The organism is Aureimonas phyllosphaerae (assembly GCF_047943035.1).
GTDB classification, from domain to species: Bacteria; Pseudomonadota; Alphaproteobacteria; order Rhizobiales; family Rhizobiaceae; genus Aureimonas; species Aureimonas phyllosphaerae.
The window spans coordinates 1,088,116-1,107,894 of the sequence record NZ_CP181348.1 but is presented as its reverse complement, the minus strand read 5'-3'; the positions used below and the strand labels follow the sequence as shown (position 1 = coordinate 1,107,894).

Genomic DNA, 19,779 nt, shown 5'->3' with positions numbered 1-19,779 from the left:
GTCTCCTCGAGTCGCGTCGGCTCCGAACGAAGCCGCATCCTTTGGGTTCCGGCGCACGGCCGATCCGCCTCTCCCGGTGGAGCCGGGACAGGCCGTTGCTGATTTAGCGTGTCCGCGCCAAGCTGCAACGGAGTTTGTGGGCACTAACCGCGTTCGTGAACCGGCACGGTGAAGAAGCGCCTCGCCGCCGGCTTACGACAGACGCGTGAGAAGGCCTTCGAGCGTCGAGCGTGCGCCCCATTCCGGGCGGCGCGAGGGATCGAGGCGCGCGGCGACAGCCTCCGAGAGGCAGAGCGGGCGAGGACCGGGGGCCCGCAGTTCGGGCCGGCGCGAGGATAGCGTTTCGAAGAGGTCGGCTTGGCGCCGCGACAGGATCAGTACGGCGTCGGGCGCGCCGCCCGCGAGCGCTTGGTCGACCTCCGGGTCGGCGGGCAGCCGGTCCACCATGTCGTAGACCTCGAGCGTGCGGAACGCGACGCCCCGCGCGCGCAGGCCGGCCTCGAGGTCGGGCAGTCGGGTGCGCCCGGCAGCGTAGACGAGCGGGGCCTGCGCCCGCAGCGCCTCCGCCAGCGGCACGAGGTCCTCAGCCCGGCCGGGCCCCTCAATCACCCCGGAAACTCCTTTCGAGCGTAGCGCCTCGGCGGTCCGCGCCCCGACCGCCAGCACCGGCGCGCCCGTGCCCGTCGCATGGCGGGCGAGCCAGGGCGCGGCATGGGCGCTGGTCGCGACGAACCCACCGATGGGCTCTTGCCCGAGCGGCGGCCAGAGCGGGCACACCGCCTGGAGGGGCAGCATCAAAGGCTCGTGGCCGCGCGCGCGCAGGATCGCGGCCGTGCGCGCCCCGTCTTCAGGCTCGCGCAGGACGAGGACCCGCGCCACGGCGCCTCAGCCAGCCCAGCCGACGAAGAAGTCCGGCCCCGCCTCGGCGACGAGCGCGTGGGCCGCATCGCGCGCCGCGCCCACCGCGTCGGTCTGGGGCACGTGGATCTCCGTCTCGTGCATGCGAGCGCCGTCCGGCGTGAGGATCATGCCGTGGAAGCGGAAGGCGTCGCCGCGCGGCTCGGCATAGGCGGCGATCGGCGTGCGGCAGGAGCCGTCGAGGACGGCGAGGAACGCACGCTCGGCCAGAAGCGCGCGGTGCGTCTCCGGGTGGTCGAGCGGCGCCACCATCTCGGCGGTCCGCTCGTCGGCCGCACGCTGCTCGACGCAGATCGCGCCCTGCCCCGGCGCCGGCGGAAACGCCGCGACGTCGAGGATCTCGCCGGCCACCTCGGCGGCGTCCAGCCGGTTGAGGCCGGCGAGCGCCAGAAGCGTGCCCTCCACCTCGCCGCGCTCCAGCTTCTGGAGGCGCGTCTGGACGTTGCCGCGGAAGATCACGAGGTCGAGATCGGGGCGCAGCCGGCGCAGGAGGGCCTGCCGCCGCAGCGAGGCGGAGCCGACGCGCGCGCCATGCGGAAGCTCATTGATCGCCCGGACGCGGCGGCCGATGAAGACGTCGCGCACGTCCTCGCGCGGCAGGAAGGCGGAGAGGCTGAGGCCGCCCGGCACCGCGGTCGCCATGTCCTTGGAAGAATGGACGGCGACGTCGATCTGGTTGCCAAGCAGCGCCTCCTCGATCTCCTTGGTGAAAAGCCCCTTGCCGCCGACCTCCGACAGGGCGCGATCCTGGATCCGGTCGCCGGCGGTCGAGATCACCATGACCTCGAACGCCGCCTCCGGCAGGCCGTGCGCGGCCATCAGGCGGGTGCGGACCTCGTGCGCCTGGGCGAGCGCGAGGCGGCTGCCGCGCGTGCCGATGCGGAAGGGTCGGGAGGTCATGAGGCTCAGCCTTTCGATCGCGGCACCGGCGGCGGGATGCGCCGCCCGTGCGGCCCCTCCCTACAACAGGCCGGCGGGCAGGTTCCACACATAAGCCCCGGCGCGCGCCGACGGTGGCGAAAACCTGATCGCGCGGCTATGTGCTCCTCCATGACGCCAACAGTCCCCTCCCCCGCCGGCCCGCTCGTCCTCGGCATCGAGACGAGCTGCGACGAGACCGCGGCTGCCGTGGTCGGACGCGACGCCGAAGGCCGGGCGCAGATCCTCTCCAACGTCGTTCTCAGCCAGATCGACGAGCACGCCGCCTTCGGGGGCGTGGTGCCCGAGATCGCCGCGCGCGCCCATGCCGAGGCGATCGGCGGGATCGTCCGGGCGGCGCTCGACGAGGCCGGCGTCGGGCTCCGCGATCTCGGCGCGGTGGCCGCCACCGTCGGGCCCGGCCTCGTCGGCGGCCTGATCGTCGGCGCGACGGCGGCCAAGGCCATCGCGCGGCCGCTCGGCCTGCCCTTCATCGCGGTCAACCACCTGGAAGGCCATGCGCTGACGCCACGCCTCACCGACGGTCTCGCCTACCCCTATCTCCTGCTTCTCGTCTCGGGCGGCCACACGCAGATCCTGCTGGTCGAGGGCCTCGGGGCCTATGAGCGCTGGGGCACGACGATCGACGACGCGCTGGGCGAGGCCTTCGACAAGACCGCCAAGCTCCTCGAACTGCCCCATCCCGGCGGCCCGAGCGTCGAGCGCATGGCGGAGGGCGGCGACTCGCACCGCTTTCCCCTGCCCCGCCCGCTGCGCGGCGAGAAGCGGCTCGATTTCTCGTTCTCCGGCCTGAAGACCGCCGTGCGGCAGACGGCCGAAGCCAACGCGCCGCTGGAGCCCCAGGACGTCGCCGACCTCTGCGCCGCCTTCCAGCGCGCGGCGAGCGAGAGCGTCGCGGACCGGCTGGCGCTGGCGCTGGCGCGCTTCCGCGACCGGTTCCCCGATCTCGCCGACCCTGCGCTCGCGGTGGCGGGGGGCGTCGCGGCCAACGGCGAGATCCGCCGGGCGCTCGCCGCGCTGTCCGAGCGCACCGGCGTGCGACTCGTCTCGCCGCCCCATGCCCTGTGTACCGACAATGCGGCGATGATCGCCTATGCCGGGCTCGAGCGTCTCGAGGCGGGCGAGCGCGATGCCTCGAGCGCCCCGGTGCGTCCGCGCTGGCCGCTCGACGAGGCCGCCGCGCCGCTGATCGGCTTCGGCAAGCGCGGAGCCAAGGCATGAGCGTCGCGGTGGTGGGCGGCGGCGCCTGGGGAACGGCGCTCGCGACGGTCGCCGCACGCGAGGAACCGGTGCGCCTTCTCCTGCGCGACGCGGCGATCGCGGACGCGATCAACCGGCGGCGGGAGAACCCGGCCTATCTCCCCGGCATCGTGCTGCCCGTCGGCATCGAGGCGGTGCTGGAGCCGGCGGCGATCGGCGGCGCCGGGATTGTCCTCCTGGTGACGCCCGCCCAGACGCTGCGCGCCGTGTGCCGGACGCTGGCGCCGCATCTGCCGGCCGGCGCCGCGCTCGTCCTCTGCTCCAAGGGCATCGAGCGCGATACGGGGCTCTTCGCCTCCGCCGTGGTCGAGGCCGAACTGCCCGGCCATCTCGTCGCGGTCCTGTCCGGCCCGAGCTTTGCGAGCGATGTGGCCGCCGGCCTGCCGACGGCGGTGACGCTCGCCGCCCGAGACGCGGCGCTCGCCGACGTGCTCGCACGACGCCTCGCGGGGCCCGCCTTCCGCATTTATGCCGGCACCGACGTCCTCGGCGTCGAGGCGGGCGGGGCGCTGAAGAACGTCCTGGCCATCGCCGCGGGCGCCAGCGCGGGCCTCGGCCTTGGCGCCTCGGCGCAGGCCGCGCTCGTCACGCGCGGCTTCGTGGAACTGACGCGGCTCGGGGAGGCGCTCGGTGCCGATCCCCGCACGCTGGTCGGCCTGTCGGGCCTCGGCGACCTCGTGCTCACCTGTTCGGGCACGCAGTCGCGCAACTTCGCCTACGGGCTGGCGCTGGGTCGCGGCGAGGACCTTTCAACCCTGAAGCTTGCCGAGGGTGTCTTCTCGGCGGGTGTCGCGGCGCGGCTCGCCACGGAACGCGGCATCGAGGCGCCGATCATCCAGGCCGTCGCCGGCATTCTCGACGGGACGCTGCCGGTGGCCGACGCCGTCGCCGCGCTTCTGGCGCGCCCGCTCAAACGCGAGTTCTGAAAACCGCTTGATCGCCCGGCCCGATTTGCTACGGGGCGGTCAGCCAAACGATCGGGGACTGACGATGCTGTATGCCCTTCTCTGCGAAGACCGCGCGGATGCCGGAACCCTGCGCGCGGACAACCGCCCGGAGCATCTCGCCCACCTCAAGTCGCTCGGTCCGACGCTGAAGTTCGCCGGGCCCTTCCTCGATGAGGACGGCAAGCCGACCGGCAGCCTGATCGTGGTCGAGGCGGACAGCGCAGAGGCCGCACGGGCGCTCGGCGAACAGGACCCCTTCGCGAAGGCAGGCCTCTTCTCGTCGGTCACGGTGCGGCGCTGGAACTGGTCGGTCAACAACCCCGAGACCGCCTGATGGCCTTCTGGCTGTTCAAGTCCGAGCCGTTCAAGTGGTCCTTCCAGCAGCAGAAGGACTGCGGCGCGGCGGGCACCGAGTGGACGGGCGTTCGCAACTACCAGGCGCGCAACTTCATGCGCACCATGCAACTCGGCGAGCGCGGCTTCTTCTACCATTCCAACGAGGGCAAGGCCGTCGTCGGCGTGGTCGAGGTCTGTGCCCTCGCCCATCCCGACTCGACCGCGGACGACCCGCGCTGGGAATGCGTCGACGTCCGCGCCGTCGCCGACATGCCGAACCCGGTGACGCTCGATGCCGCCAAGGCCGAGCCGCGCCTCAAGGACATGGTCCTCGTCACCAATTCGCGCCTGTCGGTGCAGCCGGTGACGGAGGACGAATTCCGCACGATCTGCGAGATGGGCGGGCTCGACTGGAAGACGGCGACGGGAACCTGACGCGGGCCGGAACGTTTCGCGAACAACAGACACGCGGAGCGTTTGATGACCGAAGCCAATCCCAAGGCGGACGCCGCCAATTCCAACACGGTGAAGGACCCGGACGACTGGACCACCGGCGACGAGCCGATGACGGGGGCGCAGGCGTCCTATCTCAAGACCTTATGCGAGGAGACGGACCACCCGTTCGACGACACGCTGACCAAGGGCGACGCGTCGAAGCTGATCGACGAGTTGCAGGCCAAGAGCAAGCGCCTGAAGGACGCCTGATCCGGACCGTCGCCAAGTTCGCGAAACGGCCGCGCCTTGTCGGAAGGCGCGGCCGTTTCGTTGGATGTTCCGGCTCTCCAGGATTTAGCTGAGAAAGCCGAGGAACCAGAGAATAAGGATGATCGGGATCGGAATGCCGATCAGCCAGAGAAGGCCGCCTTTGAGCATGACGCGTATTCCTGTGCTGCTGTCACGATTGCAACCCTCCGTTATGCCATCCGGTTCCACCGATTGTACCGTCGCGTGATGGACGATCGTTCGCGCCGGCGTGACTTCATCCGCGCCAACACCGTTCCGCTCCGGCCGCCCCATGTGCCGGAGATCGTGCTTCATCTCGCCGACGAGGCGCACGAGCTCTGGCTGAAGACGGAAGAGGAACTGGAGGCGATCGGCCTGCCGCCGCCGTTCTGGGCCTTTGCCTGGGCGGGCGGACAGGGGCTGGCGCGCTACGTGCTCGACCATCCCGCCTCTGTCGCCGGTCGCCGCGTCGTGGATCTTGCCTCCGGCTCCGGCCTCGTCGCGATCGCGGCGGCACAGGCGGGCGCGGCCCACGTGCTGGCGCTCGACATCGACCCGTTCGCGCGAGAAGCCGCCGAGCTCAACGCGGCGCTGAACGGCGTCACGCTCGCGATCGCCAGCGAGGACCGGATCGGCCGGCCGGTCGAGGCGGACGTGCTTCTTGCCGGCGACGTCTTCTACGACCAGGGCTTCGCCGCCCGCCTCGCGCCCTGGTTCGACGGGCTGGCGGCCGGGGGCGTCGAGGTTCTGGTCGGCGATCCCGGCCGCGCCTACCTGCCGGCGGCACGCGTCGAGCGGCTGGCCGTCTACGAGGTGCCGGTGACGCGCGCGCTCGAGGATGCCGAGGTCAAGCGCACCACGGTCTGGCGCTGGACGGCGGGCGCCTGACGCTCGACGCGGCGCCCCATCCCCCGTAAAGCTCGATGCGTTCCTGGGGAGGATCCATGAGTTCGACATCGACCACGCCGTTTCAGCTGGCCGTCTGCGCCGAGACCGTCTTTGCCGCGCTTCCGGTGCCGGAACGCCTCGCGCGCCTCTCCGCCGCCGGCTTCCTGGTCGAGATCTGGGACTGGACCCGGCACGACATCAAGGCGCTCGCCGCCTCGGGCGCGCGCTTCTCGTCGATGACGGGCTATGTCACCGGCCGGCTCGCCGACCGCGAGGGCGCCGACGAACTCCTGCGCACCGCCGCGCAGTCGATCCCGGTCGCAAAGGAAATCGGCTGCCCGCGGCTTAACCTTCACGGTACCGGCCTCGACGGGAAGGGACAGGCCGTCCTGCCGGCCGAGACGGTGACCGGGCCGATGTGGATCGAGGCCGTCGACACGCTGCGCCGGATCGCCGACCTCGGCGAGCGCGAGGGTGTCACCTTCGTCCTCGAAAACCTCAACGAGGCGGTCGACCACCCGAAGGTGCCCTTCGCCAAGGCCGCGGACACGATCGCGCTGGTCGAGGCGGTAAGCCGGCCGGGCCTTCGCCTCAATCTCGATCTCTATCATGCGCAGATCGGCGAGGGGAACCTGATCGAGCTCTGCCGCCGGGCGCTGCCGCTGATCGGCGAGATTCAGGTGGCCGACGTACCCGGCCGGCACGAGCCGGGCACGGGCGAGATCAACTATCCCGCGATCGCTCGCGCGCTCGATGCCATGGGCTACCGCGGCGTGATCGGCCTCGAGGCGTGGCCGGAGGGCGACGACGAGCTGGCGCTCCAGCGCTTCCGCTCGGCCTTCAGCCTCGAGCCGCGTCATCCCACCGTCATGGAGCCTGCCTAAAGCCCCGGGCTTTCGAGAGGAACGCGGCATGGTGGGATTTCGGCTGGACGGGCTGACCAAGAGCTTCGGCGGCGCGCGGGCGGTGGACGGCCTGCGGCTGGAGGTCGCGGACGGCGCGTTTCTTGCGCTCCTCGGGCCGTCCGGCTGCGGCAAGACCACGGTGCTGCGGCTTCTGGCGGGCCTCGAGCGGCCCGACGGCGGCACGATCACGATCGGCGATCGCGTGGTGGCCGGGCCCGGCACCTTCGTCGAACCCGAGGATCGCGGCCTCGGCATGGTGTTCCAGTCCTATGCGCTGTGGCCGCACATGAGCGTCGCCGGCAACGTCTCCTTCGCGCTCCACGGCAAGGGCCTCGCGGCGGCCGAGATCGAGGCGCGCACGCGCGAGGCGCTGGCGCTGGTCGGCCTCGAGGACCGGGCGGCGGCGCGGCCGCACCAACTCTCCGGCGGCCAGAGGCAGCGCGTCGCGCTTGCCCGCAGCCTCGCGCTGCGCCCCAAGCTCCTCCTCCTCGACGAGCCGCTCGCCAATCTCGACCCGGCGCTGCGCACGGGGCTGGCCGCCGAGTTCCGTCGCCTGCACGCGGAAACGCGCACCACCTTCGTCTTCGTCACCCACGATCAGGCCGAAGCACTGGCGCTCGCCACGACGATTGCGGTGCTGGAAGCCGGCCGGCTTCAGCAATGCGCCGCGCCCGAGGAGCTGTGGCGCCGGCCGGCCTCGCCCGCGGTCGCCCGCTTCATCGGCGACGGGCGTCTCCTGCCCGTGGAGGTGCACGGCTCGTCCGGCGCGGGATTGAAGGTGGCGCTCGGTGCGGCGCGCCTCCTCGTGCCCGGCGAAGCGCCCGCCGGCCCCGGCTGGCTCTGCGTGCGCCGCCAGGGCCTCGCCCTGACGGATGCCGGATCGCCGGACGGTGCGCTGGCGGGCACGGTACGGGCTTCGCGCTTCGAGGGCGGCGCCTATCTTCACGACGTCGCGGTCGGGGACGACACGCCGGTCGAGGTGCATGGGCCGATTTCACTGTCCCCCGGCGCATCGGTCCGGCTGCACGTCACCGACGGCTGGGTCATTCCGCGCCAGCCCTGAGCCGATCACTAAGTTTCAAGCCCCTGTCATGTTGGGGCGATAGCGGGGGCCATCTCCCGACCATCTCTCGAAGGATCCAGCCCCATGTCGCGCCGCCTAACCGCCAGCCTCGCCGCCCTCGCCGGCATCCTTCTGTCGGGCTCCGCGCTCGCCGCCGACGCGTCCGGCGCGATCACGCTCTACACCTCGCAGCCGAACGACCAGATGACCGCCGTGGTCGAGGCATTCCGCAAGGACAATCCCGACGTCACCGTCGAGATCTTCCGCGCCGGCACGACCGAGCTGATGGCCAAGCTGCAGGCCGAGTTCGCGGCCGGCGGCTCGCCCGCCGACGTCGTCCTGATCGCGGACACGGTGGCGATGACGCAGTTGAAAGAGGCCGACCGCCTCCTGCCCTACACTGAGGCGCCGGTCGAGGGCATCCCGGCCAATCTCGTCGACCCCGACCGCACCTATTTCGGCACCAAGCTGCTCACCACCGGCATCATCTACAACACCGACAAGGTGAAGACCGCGCCGACCTCGTGGAACGACCTGAAGGCCGAGGACGCCGCCTCGCAGCTGATCATGCCGAGCCCGCTCTATTCCGGCGCGGCCGTTGTCCATGTCGGCACGATGACGCAGGCGCCGGCCTTCGGCTGGGACTACTACGAGGCGCTCGCCGACGGCGGCGCCGTGGCCGGGCAGGGCAACGGCACGGTGCTCGAAGCCGTCGCGCGCGGCGAGAAGAGCTACGGCATGATCGTCGACTACATGGCGATGAATGCCAAGGCCAAGGGCTCGCCGGTCGCCTTCGTCTTCCCGTCGGAAGGCGTCTCGACGATCACCCAGCCGGTCGCGATCCTGAAGGGGACCGACAATCCCGACGCGGCGAAGGCCTTCGTCGACTGGCAGCTCGGCCGCGCCGCGCAGGAGCAGTCGGTGGCGCAGGGCTACTTCCCGGTGATCGAGGGCATGGCGCCGCCCGCCGGCTATCCCGATCCAAAGACGCTGCGCGTTCTGGCGACCGATTCCGCCAAGCTGGTCGAGGACGAGGCCGACCTCAAGGCGCGCTTCTCCGACCTCTTCGGTGGCTGACGGCACCGCAAGCCTCGAGGCCGCCACTCCAGAGCGGCGGCCCTTCGCCCGTGCGACGCTGCGGCCGGAGACGGTGCTGGCCGCCGCCCTCCTCCTCGTCGTCGCGCTGATCGGCACGTGGCCGCTCCTGCGCCTTCTGTCGCTCGGCCTCGCGGCCGGCGACGACGGTGCGGTCTTCGGCAATCTCGTGGAGGCTTGGGGCTCGCGGGCGATCCACCGCGCCTTCTGGAACACGCTCGCCGCCTCGCTGGGCGCGACCGCGATCGCGGTCACGCTCGGCGCGGGCCTCGCGCTTCTCCTGGCGCGCATGCCCGCCCGACGCCGGGCGCTCCCGACCTTCCTTCTCCTGTCGCCGCTCCTCGTGCCGTCGCAGATCATGGCGCTGGCCTGGATCGAGCTCACGGGCCTCGTGCTGCCACAGGCGGGCCGGATTCTCTACTCCGGCCCCGGCGTTGCGCTGCTTCTCGGCATCGAGGCGATGCCGCTCGTGTTTCTGGCCGTGCGGGCGGGGCTGGCGCTGGTGCCAGGCGATCTCGCCGATGCCGCGCGCATCGCGGGCGTTCCGCGCGGCCGCATCCTCCGTCGCATCGTCCTGCCGCTGCTCGCCCCCACGATCGCCGGCAGCGCGGCGCTGGCGTTTGCGGCCTCCGTCGGCAATTTCGGCATCCCGGCGCTCCTCGGCATCCCCGGACGCTTCCCCATGCTCACCACCCTCGCCTACCAGCGGCTCAACGGCTTCGGCCCGTCGGTCCTGCCGCAGGTGGCGGTGATCGCGCTCGTGCTGGTGGCGCTGGCACTGGCGGCGCTGGCGCTGCGAAGCCTTGCGCTGCGCGCGCTCGCCGTGCCGGTGGAGCGCGTCGGTGGCCAGCCCGCCGCCCTCGACCGAACGGCCCCGCACGGCCTGGCGCCGGCGCTGGTCTGGATCGGCGTCGCGGTGGTCGCCGTCCTGCCGATGCTGGCGCTGGTCGCCGGCGCCTTGACGCCCGCCATCGGCGTCGCCTTGACGCCCGACACCGCGACGCTCGCGCAGTTCCGTTCGGTGCTCGCGAGCGATGCGATCCGCCGTGCCCTCGTCAACTCGCTGGCGCTCTCGCTCGGCATGGCGGTGGTCGCCGGCGCCCTGGCCGTGCCGCTCGCCTATCTCGCGACGGTGCGGCGAAACCCCGTCGCGCGCATGACGGGGATCGTGGCGGATGCGCCCTTCGTGGTGCCGGGCACCGTCCTCGCGCTCGCCTTCATCTTGGTGTTCCTACCGCCGCTGCCGGGCATCGGCGTGTCGCTCTACGCAACGCCCTGGATCCTGGCGCTCGCCTATCTCGCCCGGTTCCTGCCGCTGGTCACGGCGCCGGTCGCAAGCTCCTTCGCCAGCCTCGACCCTGCGCTCGACGACGCCGCGCGCGTTTCGGGCGTCGGCCTCCGGCGACGCCTGGCGTTCCTCGCCCTGCCGCTCGCGGGCCGGGCGACGGCGGCCGGCATGCTGCTTGCCGCGCTCACCGCCTTCAACGAACTGACCGTCTCGGCGCTCCTGTGGTCCGCGGGGACGCAGACCGTCGGCGTCATGGTGTTCTCGCTGCAATACGAGGGCAATTCGGGCGAGGCGGCGGCGCTCTCCGTCCTCGCCACGCTTCTCGTCGCGGCCCTCGCCTTCCTCGCCGACCGGCTCGGCCGCGGCGCGCCGGGCGCCCTGCCCTGGCGCGACTGACCCTTGCGGGAGAGCCGCGCCACAGACCCGGCTATTCCGCCGCGACCGCCGCGACGCGCGCCTTGGCCACGCGGATCGGCACGGATTTCGCCGCCGGCACATGGCTGTCCTTGGCGTGGTGCCAGAGCGGGATCAGGCGGTTGAGCTCGGGATAGTAGCCGCCGACATCGCCCTTCGGCAGCTTGAAGGCGTGCACCCGCAGGCCCTCGACGCGGCGCTCCACCCCGTCGTCGGCATGGGTTTCCACATCCACGAAGTCCTGGTCCTTGAGCCCGAGGCGCGCCATGTCGTCGGCGTTCATCAGGAGGATCATCCGCGAGCCCGAGATGCCGCGCAGGCGGTCGTCGTAGCCGTAGACGGTGGTGTTGAACTGGTCGTTGGAGCGCAGCGTCATCAGCGTGAAGACGTCCGGCCCGCGCGTATCGATGTCGGGGTTGGTGTCGAACCCGTCCTCGGGCACGTGGAAGTTGGCCTTGCCGTTCTCGGTCTTCCACTCGCGCCGGCACGCGGGCAGGTCGCGGTGGAAGCCGCCCGGCTGCATGAAGCGCTTGTTGAAGTCCTTGAAGTACTGCGGATAGGCGCGCTCGATCTCGTCGCGCACCAGCGCGTAGTTGCCGACCCACGCATCCCACGGAATGCTGGATCTGCCCGGCACGGTCGCCTTCGCCATCTCGGCGACGATCTTCGGCTCGGACAGGAGTTCAGGCGAGGCCGGCGGGCGCCAGCCCTTGGAGCCGTGGATGCAGGCGGTCGAGTCCTCGATGGAGACGATCTGGTCGCCGCTGGCCTGCCGGTCGCGCTCGATGCGGCCGAGGCAGGGCAGGATGTAGGTGACCGCGCCCGGCAGGAGGTGGTTGCGGTTGAGCTTGGTCGAGATCTGGACGTGGAGGCGCAGGTTCCGCCACGCCCTCTCGATCGCCTCGGTCTCGGGCACCGCGCGCGAGAAGTTGCCGCCGAGCCCGATGAAGGCCTTCACCGATCCGTCGATGATGCTTTGGCAGGCTTCCACCGTCGCCATGCCCTTCTCGCGCGGCGGCTCGAAGTCGTAGAACGCCTTGAACTTGTCGAGCGGGGCGAGCTCCGGCTTCTCGGTGATGCCGACCGTGCGCTGGCCCTGCACGTTGGAATGGCCGCGGATCGGCGAGATGCCCGCGCCCCGCTTGCCGATATTGCCGCGCATGAGGAGGAGGTTCACCACCATGCGCACGTTGGCGACGCCGTGGCGGTGCTGGGTGAGGCCCATGCCGTAATGCGCCATCACGGCGTTGGAGCGGGCGTAGGTGCGGCCGACCTCCTCGAGCTCGGCGCGCGCAAGCCCCGAGCAGCGCTCGATCTCCTCCCAGGTCGCATCGCGCACGAAGCGCTCGAACTCTTCGAAGCCGTGGCAGTGCTCCGCGATGAAGGCGACGTCTAGGACACGGGGGGCGCCCTTCTCCTTCGCCTCGTCGTCGAGCTGGAACACGGTCTTGGCGATGCCGGTGATGGCGGCGATGTCGCCGCCGCACTTCAGCTGGAAGTACTCGCTCGACATCTTGGTGCCGGCGCCCGGCGACAGCATCTCGACGGGCGACTGCGGGTTCTTGAAGCGCATCTGCCCGCGCTCCTCCACCGGATTGAAGGTGAAGACGGGCACGCCGCGCTTTCGCGCCTCCTGCAGCGGGTGGAGAAGGCGTGGCGCGTTGGTGCCTGTGTTGTGGCCGAAGAAGAGCATCATGTCGGAATGCTCGAAGTCTTCGTAGACGATGGTGCCGACGGGCGAGCCGATCGACAGCGGCAGGCCGACCGAGGTCGACTCGTGGCACATGTTGGACGAGTCGGGCAGGTTCTGCGACCCGTAGACCCGCGCGAAGAGCTGGTACATGTAGCTCGTCTCGAGCGAGGCGCGGCCCGAGGCGTAGAAGATCACCGACTTCGGATCGAGCGCCTGCAGCTCCCGGCCGATCTCGGCGAAGGCGCTTTCCCAGGACACCGGCACATACTGGTCGAGCGAGGCGTCGTAGCGCATCGGCGTCGTCAAGCGACCGTTCTTCTCGAGGTCGTAGTCCGGCCAGTCGAGAAGCTCGGACACCTTGTGGCGGGCGAAGAAGTCGCGGTTGGTGCGCCGCTTGGTCTGCTCCCAGATCGTCGCCTTGGCGCCGTTCTCGCAGAACTCGAACGTGTTGGCGTCCGCGGGTTTCGCCCAGGAGCACGAGACGCAGGCGAAGCCGTCCGGCTTGTTCTGCTTGTAGAGCGTGTTCCAGATGGTCGAGATCGCCAGCCCCTCGGCAAGGCTCTTCTTGGCGAGCGACTTCACCGAGCCCCAGCCGCCCGTCGGCTCGTCATAGGGTTCGACCGTGGGCTCGGACTGGATCTCGCTACGCTTCATGACGGCAGGCCTCGGCGGGAACGGAAGATTGAAGGTCCAGTGAGGGGGACGCGCGAAAGCGCCCCGGGTTCCCTGCCGCCACGCGATCCTATCGCCGCACCGCCAATCGCGCGCCCGGCCGCAGGAACGGTGCCAAGCGTCCCATGTCCCGGCGCGTGACCGCGACGCAGCCCTCGGTCGGGCGGAAGCCCGGCCGCGCGATGTGGAAGAAGATCGCGCTGCCGCGCCCGCGTGCGCGCGATCGCAGGTTCCAGTCGAGCACCACGACGACGTCGTAGAGCGCGTCCTCGCGCTGCATCGTCTCGGCGCTGGCCGTCAAAGGCAGGCGCACCGGGCGATTGTAGGCGGGGTGGCGAGGCTCATCGCACCAGCCGTCCTCGGCCCGTGCGCGGCGGAGCGGAAGGCCGGGCAGCCGGAACGGGGCCCCGCGCCGCCCACCCCGCACGAAGGCCGCGACGACGGCCATTTCGGCGAGCGGCGTCGCTCCGTCCCCTTCGCGCTTGCCGCTGGTGATGCCGGAGCGGCCGAGCGCACAAGGAATGCGCAGCGGACCCGCCGCCAGAATGCCGCGGCGCGGGTCGAGCGGCGAGGCGCGAACGGTCAAAAGCGGGCCCGAACGGGGTTTCCTCGGCCTAGGGGGTGGAAAAAGCCGCATTGCGCTCACAAATTATTACAAAGCCGGGCGCGAATCAGTCGCCCGACCGGATCGTTGAAACGAAGGACCCTGGATGAGCGTACGTAGCATTCTCATTGTCGATGACGACGACGACCTTCGCACGACACTGGTGGATCAGCTCGCCCTCCACGAGGAGTTCCAGGTGCTCCAGGAGGCGAACGCCACCAAGGGCATCCAGACCGCGCGCGCCAACCTGATCGACCTCGTGATCATGGATGTCGGCCTGCCGGACATGGACGGCCGCGAGGCGGTGAAGACGCTGCGCAAGGGCGGCTTCAAGGCGCCCGTGATCATCCTGACGGCGCAGGACGGCGACGCCGACACGATCCTCGGCCTCGAATCGGGCGCCAACGACTATGTCGCCAAGCCCTTCCGCTTCGCGGTGCTGCTCGCGCGCATCCGCGCCCAGCTGCGCCAGCACGAGCAGTCCGAGGACGCGACCTTCCAGGTCGGCCCCTACGTCTTCAAGCCGAGCCAGAAGGTCCTCCTCGACGAGAAGGGCGGCAAGATTCGCCTGACCGAGAAGGAAACCGCGATCATCCGCTACCTCTACCGGGCCGACCGGCGCGTTGTGACGCGCGACGTCCTTCTGGAAGAGGTGTGGGGCTACAATTCGGGCGTGACCACCCACACGCTCGAGACCCACGTCTATCGCCTTCGCCAGAAGATCGAGCCGGAGCCTTCCAACGCCCGGCTGATCGTGACGGAGTCGGGCGGCTACAAGCTGATGCCCTGACCCGAACCGCCGGTTGTGTGGCCGGCTGGAAACGCCGTGGGGCGAAGGGGCCGGCTGGCTGCGACTTCGCCCCGCTTTGGGCTTCACGCGGCGGCGATTTCCTGCGATGTCCGAAGCGGGCGCCCCGCGCCCGGCAGGGGGCGTGAAGGGTGTTTCGGTCGGCATGAGCCTGGAAAGCGACATGGAGCTTCTCGGCGGCGTCTCCCTGTTCCAGGACCTGACGCGCGACCAGCTGCGGCTTCTGGCCTTCGGCGCCGAGCATCGCCACCTGCGTTCGGGCGAGATCCTGTTTCGGGCCGAGGCGCGCGCGGATGCCGGCTTCATCGTGGCCTCGGGTACGGTCAACCTCGTGGACGGCGAGGGCGACGCGCGGCGCGTCGTCGAGACGGCGGGTCCCGGATCGCTCCTCGGCGAGATGGCCCTCATGGCCGACACGCGCCGGCCGGTGACGGCGGTCACCGCCACCGACTGCGACTTCATCCGCATCTCGCGCCCGCTGTTTCGCCGGATGCTGCAGGAATATCCCGAGATCGCGGTAACGCTGCACGACCGCATCACGGGCGAGCTCGCGGCGATGACCGCCCGGATCCTCGCCCTGTCCGACGTCTTCGACTACGACGACGAGACGGACGCGCCGGCCGGAGACGGCGAACCGCGCCCCTGAGCGATCAGCCCCGGCTGGCGCCGCCGCCCTCGACCGTCGCCATCGCTTCGCGCACCTGCCGCTCGGCCGCCTGCAGGGTGCGATAGGCCCGGAACTTCGCGTCGTGGAAGGCTGCGATCGCACCGCCGGCGGGCTCGATCGTCTCGCCGGCCCGGCACATCAGCGTCGCCGCCTCGGCCAGATCTGGCGCCGCACCGCTCGCGACGACGCCGAGCATCGCGCTGCCGAGAAGGACAGGCTCGGCCGTCTCCGGCAGCACCACCGTCGTGCCCGTCGCGTCCGCCAGGATGCGCCGCAGAAGGGGCGAGCGCGAGGCGCCGCCCGAGACCACGATCCGCTCCAGCGGCACGCCCTTCGCCCGCATCGCCTCGACGATGTCGCGCGTGCCGTAGCAGAGGCCGCAGAGCGCGGCGACGAAGAGGCGCACGATGGCGTCCTCGTCGGCGGCGAGCGTCAGGCCGCTCACCGTGCCGGTCGCATGCGGATCGGCGTGCGGCGAGCGGTTGCCGAGATGGTCCGGCACGACGTGAAGGGTGGCCCCCAGCCGAGCCGCCGCCTCGACGGAGCCGGCGAGCGCGACGGCGCGGGCCTCGAGATGGTCGAGGACGCCCCGCCCCTCGCGCTCGGCGGCCTCGCGCGCGGCGGCAAAGCCCGGATGCGAGCCGACGAGGTGGTCGAGCGCCGCGCCGTAGCCGGACTGCCCGCCTTCGAGAAGCCAGGCGCCCGGCAGCATCGCGCCGAAATAAGGACCCCAGACGCCTTCCACGAAGGTGGCTTCCGCCGTCACCGCCATGGCGCAGGCCGACGTTCCCATGATCAGCGCGAGATCGCGCCCGACCCCAGACACCGTGCCGACGCCGCCGGCATGGGCGTCGATCAGGGCGGCGCCGACCGGCGTGCCCGGCGTTAGCCCGAGATCGGCGGCGGCCTCGGCCGTCAGGCCGGCGCCCACCGGCTCGCCGATGTCGAGCACCGCCTGCCCGATGCGCCGGAAGCCCTCGTCGGCGAACTCGCCGAGGCCGATCGTGCGGAAGTAGTCCTCGTCCCAGCGCCGCTCGTGCGCGAGATAGGTCCACTTGCAGGTGATGGTGCACACCGAGCGCGCGGCCGAGCCCGTGGCGCGCCATGTGAGATAGTCGGCAAGGTCGAAGAAGTGCTCGGCCCTGTGGAAGGTGTCCGGCTTGTTCTCCTTCAGCCAGAGGAGCTTCGGCGTCTCCATCTCGGGCGAGATGCGCCCGCCGACATAGGCGAGGACCGGGTGGCCGGTGGCGTTGATCCGCTCCGTCTGCGCGAGCGCCCGGTGGTCCATCCACACCACGATGTCGCGCTGCGGGTCGTTCGAGGGACCGACGGCGAGCGGCTGCGCGCCGGGGCCGACCGCGACCAGCGAGCAGGTGGCGTCGAAGCCGATGCCGCGCACGCGCGCCGGATCGCCGCCGGCCGCCCCCAGCGCCTCGTGGACGCTCTCGCAGATCGCGCGCCAGATGTCGGCCGAGGACTGCTCCACGATCTCGCCGGGCTCGCGCCACATCCGGATCGGGCGCTTGGCGGTGGCGACGAGACGGCCAGCCTCGTCGAACAGTCCGGCACGCGCGCTGCCGGTTCCGACATCGATGCCGAGGAAGAGATCGTTGGCGCTCATCTGGAAGGCCTTCGGACTAGAGGTCGACGCCGTGCGGCAGGATCACGAGGTCGCGGATCACGACCCCTTGCGGCCGTGTGACCATGAAGAGCACGGCGTCCGCAACCTCCTTGGCCTCCATCAGGCTCTTCGAGGCGCGCGCCTCCTCGAGCTTGGCGGCCGGCCAGTCGTCGATCAGCGGCGTGATCACCGGGCCAGGCGCCACGGCGCCGACGCGGATGCCGTGCTTGATGACCTGGCGGCGCAGCGTGTGGACAAAGGCCTGGATGGCGAATTTCGAGGCCGTGTAGACCGGCTCCCAGACCACCGGCACGAGGCCGGCGACGGAGCTCGTCACCACGACGTCGCCCGAGCCGCGCTCGGCCATATGCGGCAGGACGGCGTGGATCGAGCGAAAGGCGGCGTTGATGTTGAGGTTGAGCATCCGGTCCCAGCGGTCGGGGTCGCCCTCGATCACCTCGCCGCCGACATAGGCGCCGGCATTGGCGTGGAAGATGTCGAGGCGCCCGGCCTTCTCGAGGATCTGCGGCATCATCGTGTCGACGCTGGCGCCGTCGGTGAGGTCGATGCGCACGGCGTGGGCCCCTGCCCCGAGCCCGGCGCAGGCGGCTTCCAGACGGTCGGCCGCGTGGTCGACGAGGACGACCTCGGCGCCGGCCGCGAGAAAGGTGCGGGCGCATTCGAGGCCGATGCCGGACGCCCCGCCCGTGACGGCGGCGACCTTGCCGGAGAGATCGAAGTTCATGGGTGCTGTTCCCGAATGGACGAATGGGGACGACGGTCGCCCCGCCCGCGGTGCGGGCGGGGGTACGAGGGTCAGCCGCGGCCGTGCGAGGCGCGCGAGCGGCGGGCGAGCGAATCGACGATCACGGCCAGCGCCAGCACGCCGCCGAGGATCATGTAGCGAAGGCTGGACGAGAGGTTGAGAAGCGTCAGCCCGTTCGAGATCGCCTGGATCACGATGATGCCGAGCAGCGCCGAATAGGCCGAGCCGCGCCCGCCAAAGAGCGAGGTGCCGCCGATCACGGCCGCAGCGATGGCGTTGAGATTGACGTCGCCGGTGCCGGCCTGCTGCGAGGCCGAGCCGAGGCGCGCCGCCGACAGGAGGCCGCCGAGCGCGGCCAGCGTCGAGCACAGGACGAAGGCGCTCATGTAGATGCGGCGCACGTTGATGCCGGCGCGCCGGGCCGCCTCGCGGTTGCCGCCGACCGCCATCATCGAGCGGCCCCACTTGGTGCGGGTGATGGCGTAGTCCATGCCTGCGACCATCGCGACGAACATGCCGAACATCCACGGCACGCCGCGCCCCTGCGCGAGATAGAGGACCACCGCGACGAGGCCGACGGTGAGCACCAGCGCCTTGGCGACGATGACACTGAGCGCCGTGCCGGTGAGGCCCGCTGCCTGCCGCCGCGCCCGCGCCTTGAGCCCGCCCCAGAGCACCACCGCGCCCGGCACGAGGGCAAGCAGGACCGACAGCCAGTTCGGCATGTAGGCGTTCTGGCCGAAGCGCACGAAGGCAAGGTTGAAGGGCAGGTTGATCGAGCCCGACGTGCCCAGAAGATAGAGCTGGAGCCCGAGCAGCGCGAGGAGACCCGCCAGCGTCGCCACGAAGGACGGCATGCCGACGCGGTTGTAGAGCGTGGCGTAGAGCGCCCCGACGAAGGCGCCGAAGCCGAGCGCCACCGCGACCGCGCCGACGAGCGGCCAGCCGTTGTTGATCCACAGGACGCCGAGCATCGCCGAGGCGAGGCCCGACATCGAGCCGACCGACAGGTCGATCTCGCCGAGTAGCAGCACGCAGACGATGCCGAGCGAGATGATGCCCGTCGTCGCGCAGTCGTAGAGGAGGTTGGAGACGTTGCCGGGGCGCAGGAAGACCGGGTTCAGCGTCGTGAACACGACGGCGATGAGGACAAGGCCGACCGCCACCGGGATCATCCCGAGATCGCCCGAGCGCACCCGGTCGCCGAAGGCGCGCAGCGCGCCGCCGAGGCCCTCGTCCTGGCGCACGCGCGCATCCGCGCGGTCGAGCGCCTGGCCGGACACGGAATTGGGATTCAGGCTCATGGATGCCCCCCTTCGGCAGCGCCGGCGCGGCGCTCGGCGCGGCGCGACACGGCGTTCTCGGACGCGCCGGTGATGGCCGAGATCAGGTCGTGATGGGAATCGGCGGGCGTGAAGACGCCGTTGTTGCGACCGAGGCGCAGCACCACGATGCGATCGGCCACCGCGCGCACGTCGTCCATGTTGTGCGAGATCACGATGACGCCGAGCCCGCGGTCGCGCACGCGCTCGATGAGGTTGAGGACCTCGGCGGTCTGGGCGACGCCGAGCGCCGCGGTCGGCTCGTCGAGCATGATGAGCTTGGGCTCGAGCAGGAGCGAGCGGGCGATCGCGACCGTCTGGCGCTGGCCGCCCGAAAGGGAAGCGACCGGCTCGCGCACGGACGGGATGCGAGCCGACAGCTCGTTGAGGAGCGTCCAGGCGCGGACCTCCATCGCGACCTCGTCGAGCTTCCAGGGGTTGTCCTCGCGCCCGAGATAGATGTTGGCGACGACGTCGAGGTTCTCGCAGAGGGCAAGATCCTGGAACACCGTCGCGATGCCGAGATCGAGCGCCGTCGACGGGCTCGACAGGGCGACCTCCTTGCCGTCGAAGCGGATCGTGCCGGACGAGGGCTGGTGGACGCCGGCGAGTACCTTGACCAGCGTCGACTTGCCGGCGCCGTTGTCGCCGACGAGCGCCACGACCTCGCCGGGATAGACGTCGAGTTCGATGTCGGTCAGCGCGGACACCGCGCCGAAGTTCTTGGATACGTTGCGCAGCGAAATGACCGGCTCGCCTCGACCCGAACGGGGAGACGTCGAGCGGTCGGCATGATCGGCCATGAGCCGGGCCTCCCTTGAAATGGAACGGGGACCGGCCGTCCGAGCAT

At 71.0% G+C, this 19,779-nt stretch carries 20 protein-coding genes; 12 read left to right on the top strand and 8 right to left on the bottom strand.

The features are described from left to right. Nucleotides 1-192: 192 nt before the first annotated feature. Complete coding sequence (locus ACLNGM_RS05055; RefSeq protein WP_416357459.1) at nt 193-879, bottom strand: uroporphyrinogen-III synthase; 687 nt, start codon at nt 877-879, stop codon at nt 193-195. Between the two features lie 6 nt (nt 880-885). After that, nucleotides 886-1,818, bottom strand: coding sequence for a hydroxymethylbilane synthase (hemC, locus tag ACLNGM_RS05050; protein ID WP_416357458.1), 933 nt, complete (start codon nt 1,816-1,818; stop codon nt 886-888). Nucleotides 1,819-1,968: 150 nt separating this feature from the next. On the opposite strand from hemC, the gene tsaD reads away from it, so the two are divergent. The 10 genes from tsaD to ACLNGM_RS05000 all read left to right on the top strand — a co-directional run bounded on the left by tsaD (nt 1,969) and on the right by ACLNGM_RS05000 (nt 10,758). After that, the gene (tsaD, locus tag ACLNGM_RS05045) at nt 1,969-3,078 is read left to right on the top strand and encodes a tRNA (adenosine(37)-N6)-threonylcarbamoyltransferase complex transferase subunit TsaD (RefSeq protein WP_416357457.1); all 1,110 of its coding nucleotides are present in this window, start codon (nt 1,969-1,971) and stop codon (nt 3,076-3,078) included. Then, nucleotides 3,075-4,043 carry an NAD(P)H-dependent glycerol-3-phosphate dehydrogenase gene (locus ACLNGM_RS05040; protein ID WP_416357456.1) on the top strand — a complete coding sequence of 323 codons (969 nt, stop codon included), beginning with the start codon at nt 3,075-3,077 and terminating at the stop codon, nt 4,041-4,043. Before tsaD ends, ACLNGM_RS05040 begins: the two co-directional genes overlap by 4 nt. Nucleotides 4,044-4,107: 64 nt before the next feature. Further along, complete coding sequence (locus tag ACLNGM_RS05035) at nt 4,108-4,398, top strand: YciI-like protein (protein WP_416357455.1); 291 nt, start codon at nt 4,108-4,110, stop codon at nt 4,396-4,398. After that, on the top strand, nt 4,398-4,835 hold the full coding sequence (locus tag ACLNGM_RS05030; RefSeq protein ID WP_416357454.1) for an EVE domain-containing protein: 438 nt from the start codon (nt 4,398-4,400) through the stop codon (nt 4,833-4,835). Before ACLNGM_RS05035 ends, ACLNGM_RS05030 begins: the two co-directional genes overlap by 1 nt. Before the next feature lie 45 nt (nt 4,836-4,880). Further along, complete coding sequence (locus ACLNGM_RS05025; protein WP_090963532.1) at nt 4,881-5,105, top strand: DUF3072 domain-containing protein; 225 nt, start codon at nt 4,881-4,883, stop codon at nt 5,103-5,105. Between the two features lie 246 nt (nt 5,106-5,351). Continuing rightward, nucleotides 5,352-6,011, top strand: a complete 660-nt coding sequence (locus tag ACLNGM_RS05020; protein WP_416358387.1) for a class I SAM-dependent methyltransferase — start codon at nt 5,352-5,354, stop codon at nt 6,009-6,011. 56 nt (nt 6,012-6,067) lie between these two features. After that, nucleotides 6,068-6,895 (top strand): TIM barrel protein, encoded by an 828-nt coding sequence (locus ACLNGM_RS05015; RefSeq protein WP_416357453.1) that lies wholly within the window; start codon nt 6,068-6,070, stop codon nt 6,893-6,895. A 28-nt stretch (nt 6,896-6,923) separates the two neighbouring features. Then, nucleotides 6,924-7,979: an ABC transporter ATP-binding protein gene (locus tag ACLNGM_RS05010; RefSeq protein WP_416357452.1), complete on the top strand. Its 1,056-nt coding sequence runs from the start codon at nt 6,924-6,926 to the stop codon at nt 7,977-7,979. Between the two features lie 84 nt (nt 7,980-8,063). Further along, a complete protein-coding gene (locus ACLNGM_RS05005; RefSeq protein ID WP_416357451.1) occupies nt 8,064-9,056 on the top strand; it encodes an ABC transporter substrate-binding protein in 993 nt (330 codons plus the stop codon). Continuing rightward, nucleotides 9,049-10,758 carry an ABC transporter permease gene (locus tag ACLNGM_RS05000; RefSeq protein ID WP_416357450.1) on the top strand — a complete coding sequence of 570 codons (1,710 nt, stop codon included), beginning with the start codon at nt 9,049-9,051 and terminating at the stop codon, nt 10,756-10,758. The genes ACLNGM_RS05005 and ACLNGM_RS05000 overlap by 8 nt, the downstream gene beginning before the upstream one ends. A 31-nt stretch (nt 10,759-10,789) precedes the next feature. Here ACLNGM_RS05000 and ACLNGM_RS04995 read toward each other — a convergent pair whose 3' ends face one another. Next, nucleotides 10,790-13,123, bottom strand: a complete 2,334-nt coding sequence (locus ACLNGM_RS04995; RefSeq protein ID WP_416357449.1) for an FdhF/YdeP family oxidoreductase — start codon at nt 13,121-13,123, stop codon at nt 10,790-10,792. 88 nt (nt 13,124-13,211) lie between these two features. Then, nucleotides 13,212-13,727 (bottom strand): L,D-transpeptidase family protein, encoded by a 516-nt coding sequence (locus ACLNGM_RS04990; RefSeq protein ID WP_416357448.1) that lies wholly within the window; start codon nt 13,725-13,727, stop codon nt 13,212-13,214. A gap of 124 nt (nt 13,728-13,851) precedes the next feature. Here ACLNGM_RS04990 and ACLNGM_RS04985 point away from each other — a divergent pair, with 124 nt between their 5' ends. Further along, a complete protein-coding gene (locus ACLNGM_RS04985) occupies nt 13,852-14,535 on the top strand; it encodes a response regulator transcription factor (RefSeq protein WP_055892020.1) in 684 nt (227 codons plus the stop codon). A 106-nt stretch (nt 14,536-14,641) separates the two neighbouring features. Continuing rightward, complete coding sequence (locus ACLNGM_RS04980; RefSeq protein ID WP_416357447.1) at nt 14,642-15,199, top strand: cyclic nucleotide-binding domain-containing protein; 558 nt, start codon at nt 14,642-14,644, stop codon at nt 15,197-15,199. 4 nt (nt 15,200-15,203) lie between these two features. Here the strand turns inward: ACLNGM_RS04980 and ACLNGM_RS04975 are convergent, their stop codons facing one another. The 4 genes from ACLNGM_RS04975 to ACLNGM_RS04960 all read right to left on the bottom strand — a co-directional run bounded on the left by ACLNGM_RS04975 (nt 15,204) and on the right by ACLNGM_RS04960 (nt 19,732). Continuing rightward, nucleotides 15,204-16,841, bottom strand: a complete 1,638-nt coding sequence (locus tag ACLNGM_RS04975; RefSeq protein WP_416357446.1) for an FGGY-family carbohydrate kinase — start codon at nt 16,839-16,841, stop codon at nt 15,204-15,206. A 16-nt stretch (nt 16,842-16,857) separates the two neighbouring features. Beyond that, a complete protein-coding gene (locus ACLNGM_RS04970) occupies nt 16,858-17,586 on the bottom strand; it encodes an SDR family oxidoreductase (protein WP_090963514.1) in 729 nt (242 codons plus the stop codon). A gap of 71 nt (nt 17,587-17,657) precedes the next feature. Beyond that, complete coding sequence (locus tag ACLNGM_RS04965; protein WP_416357445.1) at nt 17,658-18,911, bottom strand: sugar ABC transporter permease; 1,254 nt, start codon at nt 18,909-18,911, stop codon at nt 17,658-17,660. After that, nucleotides 18,908-19,732: an ATP-binding cassette domain-containing protein gene (locus ACLNGM_RS04960; protein ID WP_090963510.1), complete on the bottom strand. Its 825-nt coding sequence runs from the start codon at nt 19,730-19,732 to the stop codon at nt 18,908-18,910. The genes ACLNGM_RS04965 and ACLNGM_RS04960 overlap by 4 nt, the downstream gene beginning before the upstream one ends. Between the last annotated feature and the right edge of the window lie 47 nt (nt 19,733-19,779).

Excerpts from the sequence above, each read along its gene's own strand:
- hemC (WP_416357458.1), bottom strand. The coding sequence starts at position 1,818 with ATGACCTCCCGACCCTTCCGCATCGGCACGCGCGGCAGCCGCCTCGCG.
- ACLNGM_RS05025 (WP_090963532.1), top strand. The coding sequence starts at position 4,881 with ATGACCGAAGCCAATCCCAAGGCGGACGCCGCCAATTCCAACACGGTG.
- ACLNGM_RS05035 (WP_416357455.1), top strand. The coding sequence starts at position 4,108 with ATGCTGTATGCCCTTCTCTGCGAAGACCGCGCGGATGCCGGAACCCTG.
- ACLNGM_RS05005 (WP_416357451.1), top strand. The coding sequence starts at position 8,064 with ATGTCGCGCCGCCTAACCGCCAGCCTCGCCGCCCTCGCCGGCATCCTT.
- ACLNGM_RS05015 (WP_416357453.1), top strand. The coding sequence starts at position 6,068 with ATGAGTTCGACATCGACCACGCCGTTTCAGCTGGCCGTCTGCGCCGAG.
- ACLNGM_RS04965 (WP_416357445.1), bottom strand. The coding sequence starts at position 18,911 with ATGAGCCTGAATCCCAATTCCGTGTCCGGCCAGGCGCTCGACCGCGCG.
- ACLNGM_RS04980 (WP_416357447.1), top strand. The coding sequence starts at position 14,642 with ATGTCCGAAGCGGGCGCCCCGCGCCCGGCAGGGGGCGTGAAGGGTGTT.
- ACLNGM_RS05040 (WP_416357456.1), top strand. The coding sequence starts at position 3,075 with ATGAGCGTCGCGGTGGTGGGCGGCGGCGCCTGGGGAACGGCGCTCGCG.
- ACLNGM_RS04995 (WP_416357449.1), bottom strand. The coding sequence starts at position 13,123 with ATGAAGCGTAGCGAGATCCAGTCCGAGCCCACGGTCGAACCCTATGAC.
- ACLNGM_RS04975 (WP_416357446.1), bottom strand. The coding sequence starts at position 16,841 with ATGAGCGCCAACGATCTCTTCCTCGGCATCGATGTCGGAACCGGCAGC.
- ACLNGM_RS05030 (WP_416357454.1), top strand. The coding sequence starts at position 4,398 with ATGGCCTTCTGGCTGTTCAAGTCCGAGCCGTTCAAGTGGTCCTTCCAG.
- ACLNGM_RS04960 (WP_090963510.1), bottom strand. The coding sequence starts at position 19,732 with ATGGCCGATCATGCCGACCGCTCGACGTCTCCCCGTTCGGGTCGAGGC.
- ACLNGM_RS05020 (WP_416358387.1), top strand. The coding sequence starts at position 5,352 with ATGGACGATCGTTCGCGCCGGCGTGACTTCATCCGCGCCAACACCGTT.
- ACLNGM_RS04970 (WP_090963514.1), bottom strand. The coding sequence starts at position 17,586 with ATGAACTTCGATCTCTCCGGCAAGGTCGCCGCCGTCACGGGCGGGGCG.
- ACLNGM_RS05010 (WP_416357452.1), top strand. The coding sequence starts at position 6,924 with ATGGTGGGATTTCGGCTGGACGGGCTGACCAAGAGCTTCGGCGGCGCG.
- ACLNGM_RS04985 (WP_055892020.1), top strand. The coding sequence starts at position 13,852 with ATGAGCGTACGTAGCATTCTCATTGTCGATGACGACGACGACCTTCGC.
- tsaD (WP_416357457.1), top strand. The coding sequence starts at position 1,969 with ATGACGCCAACAGTCCCCTCCCCCGCCGGCCCGCTCGTCCTCGGCATC.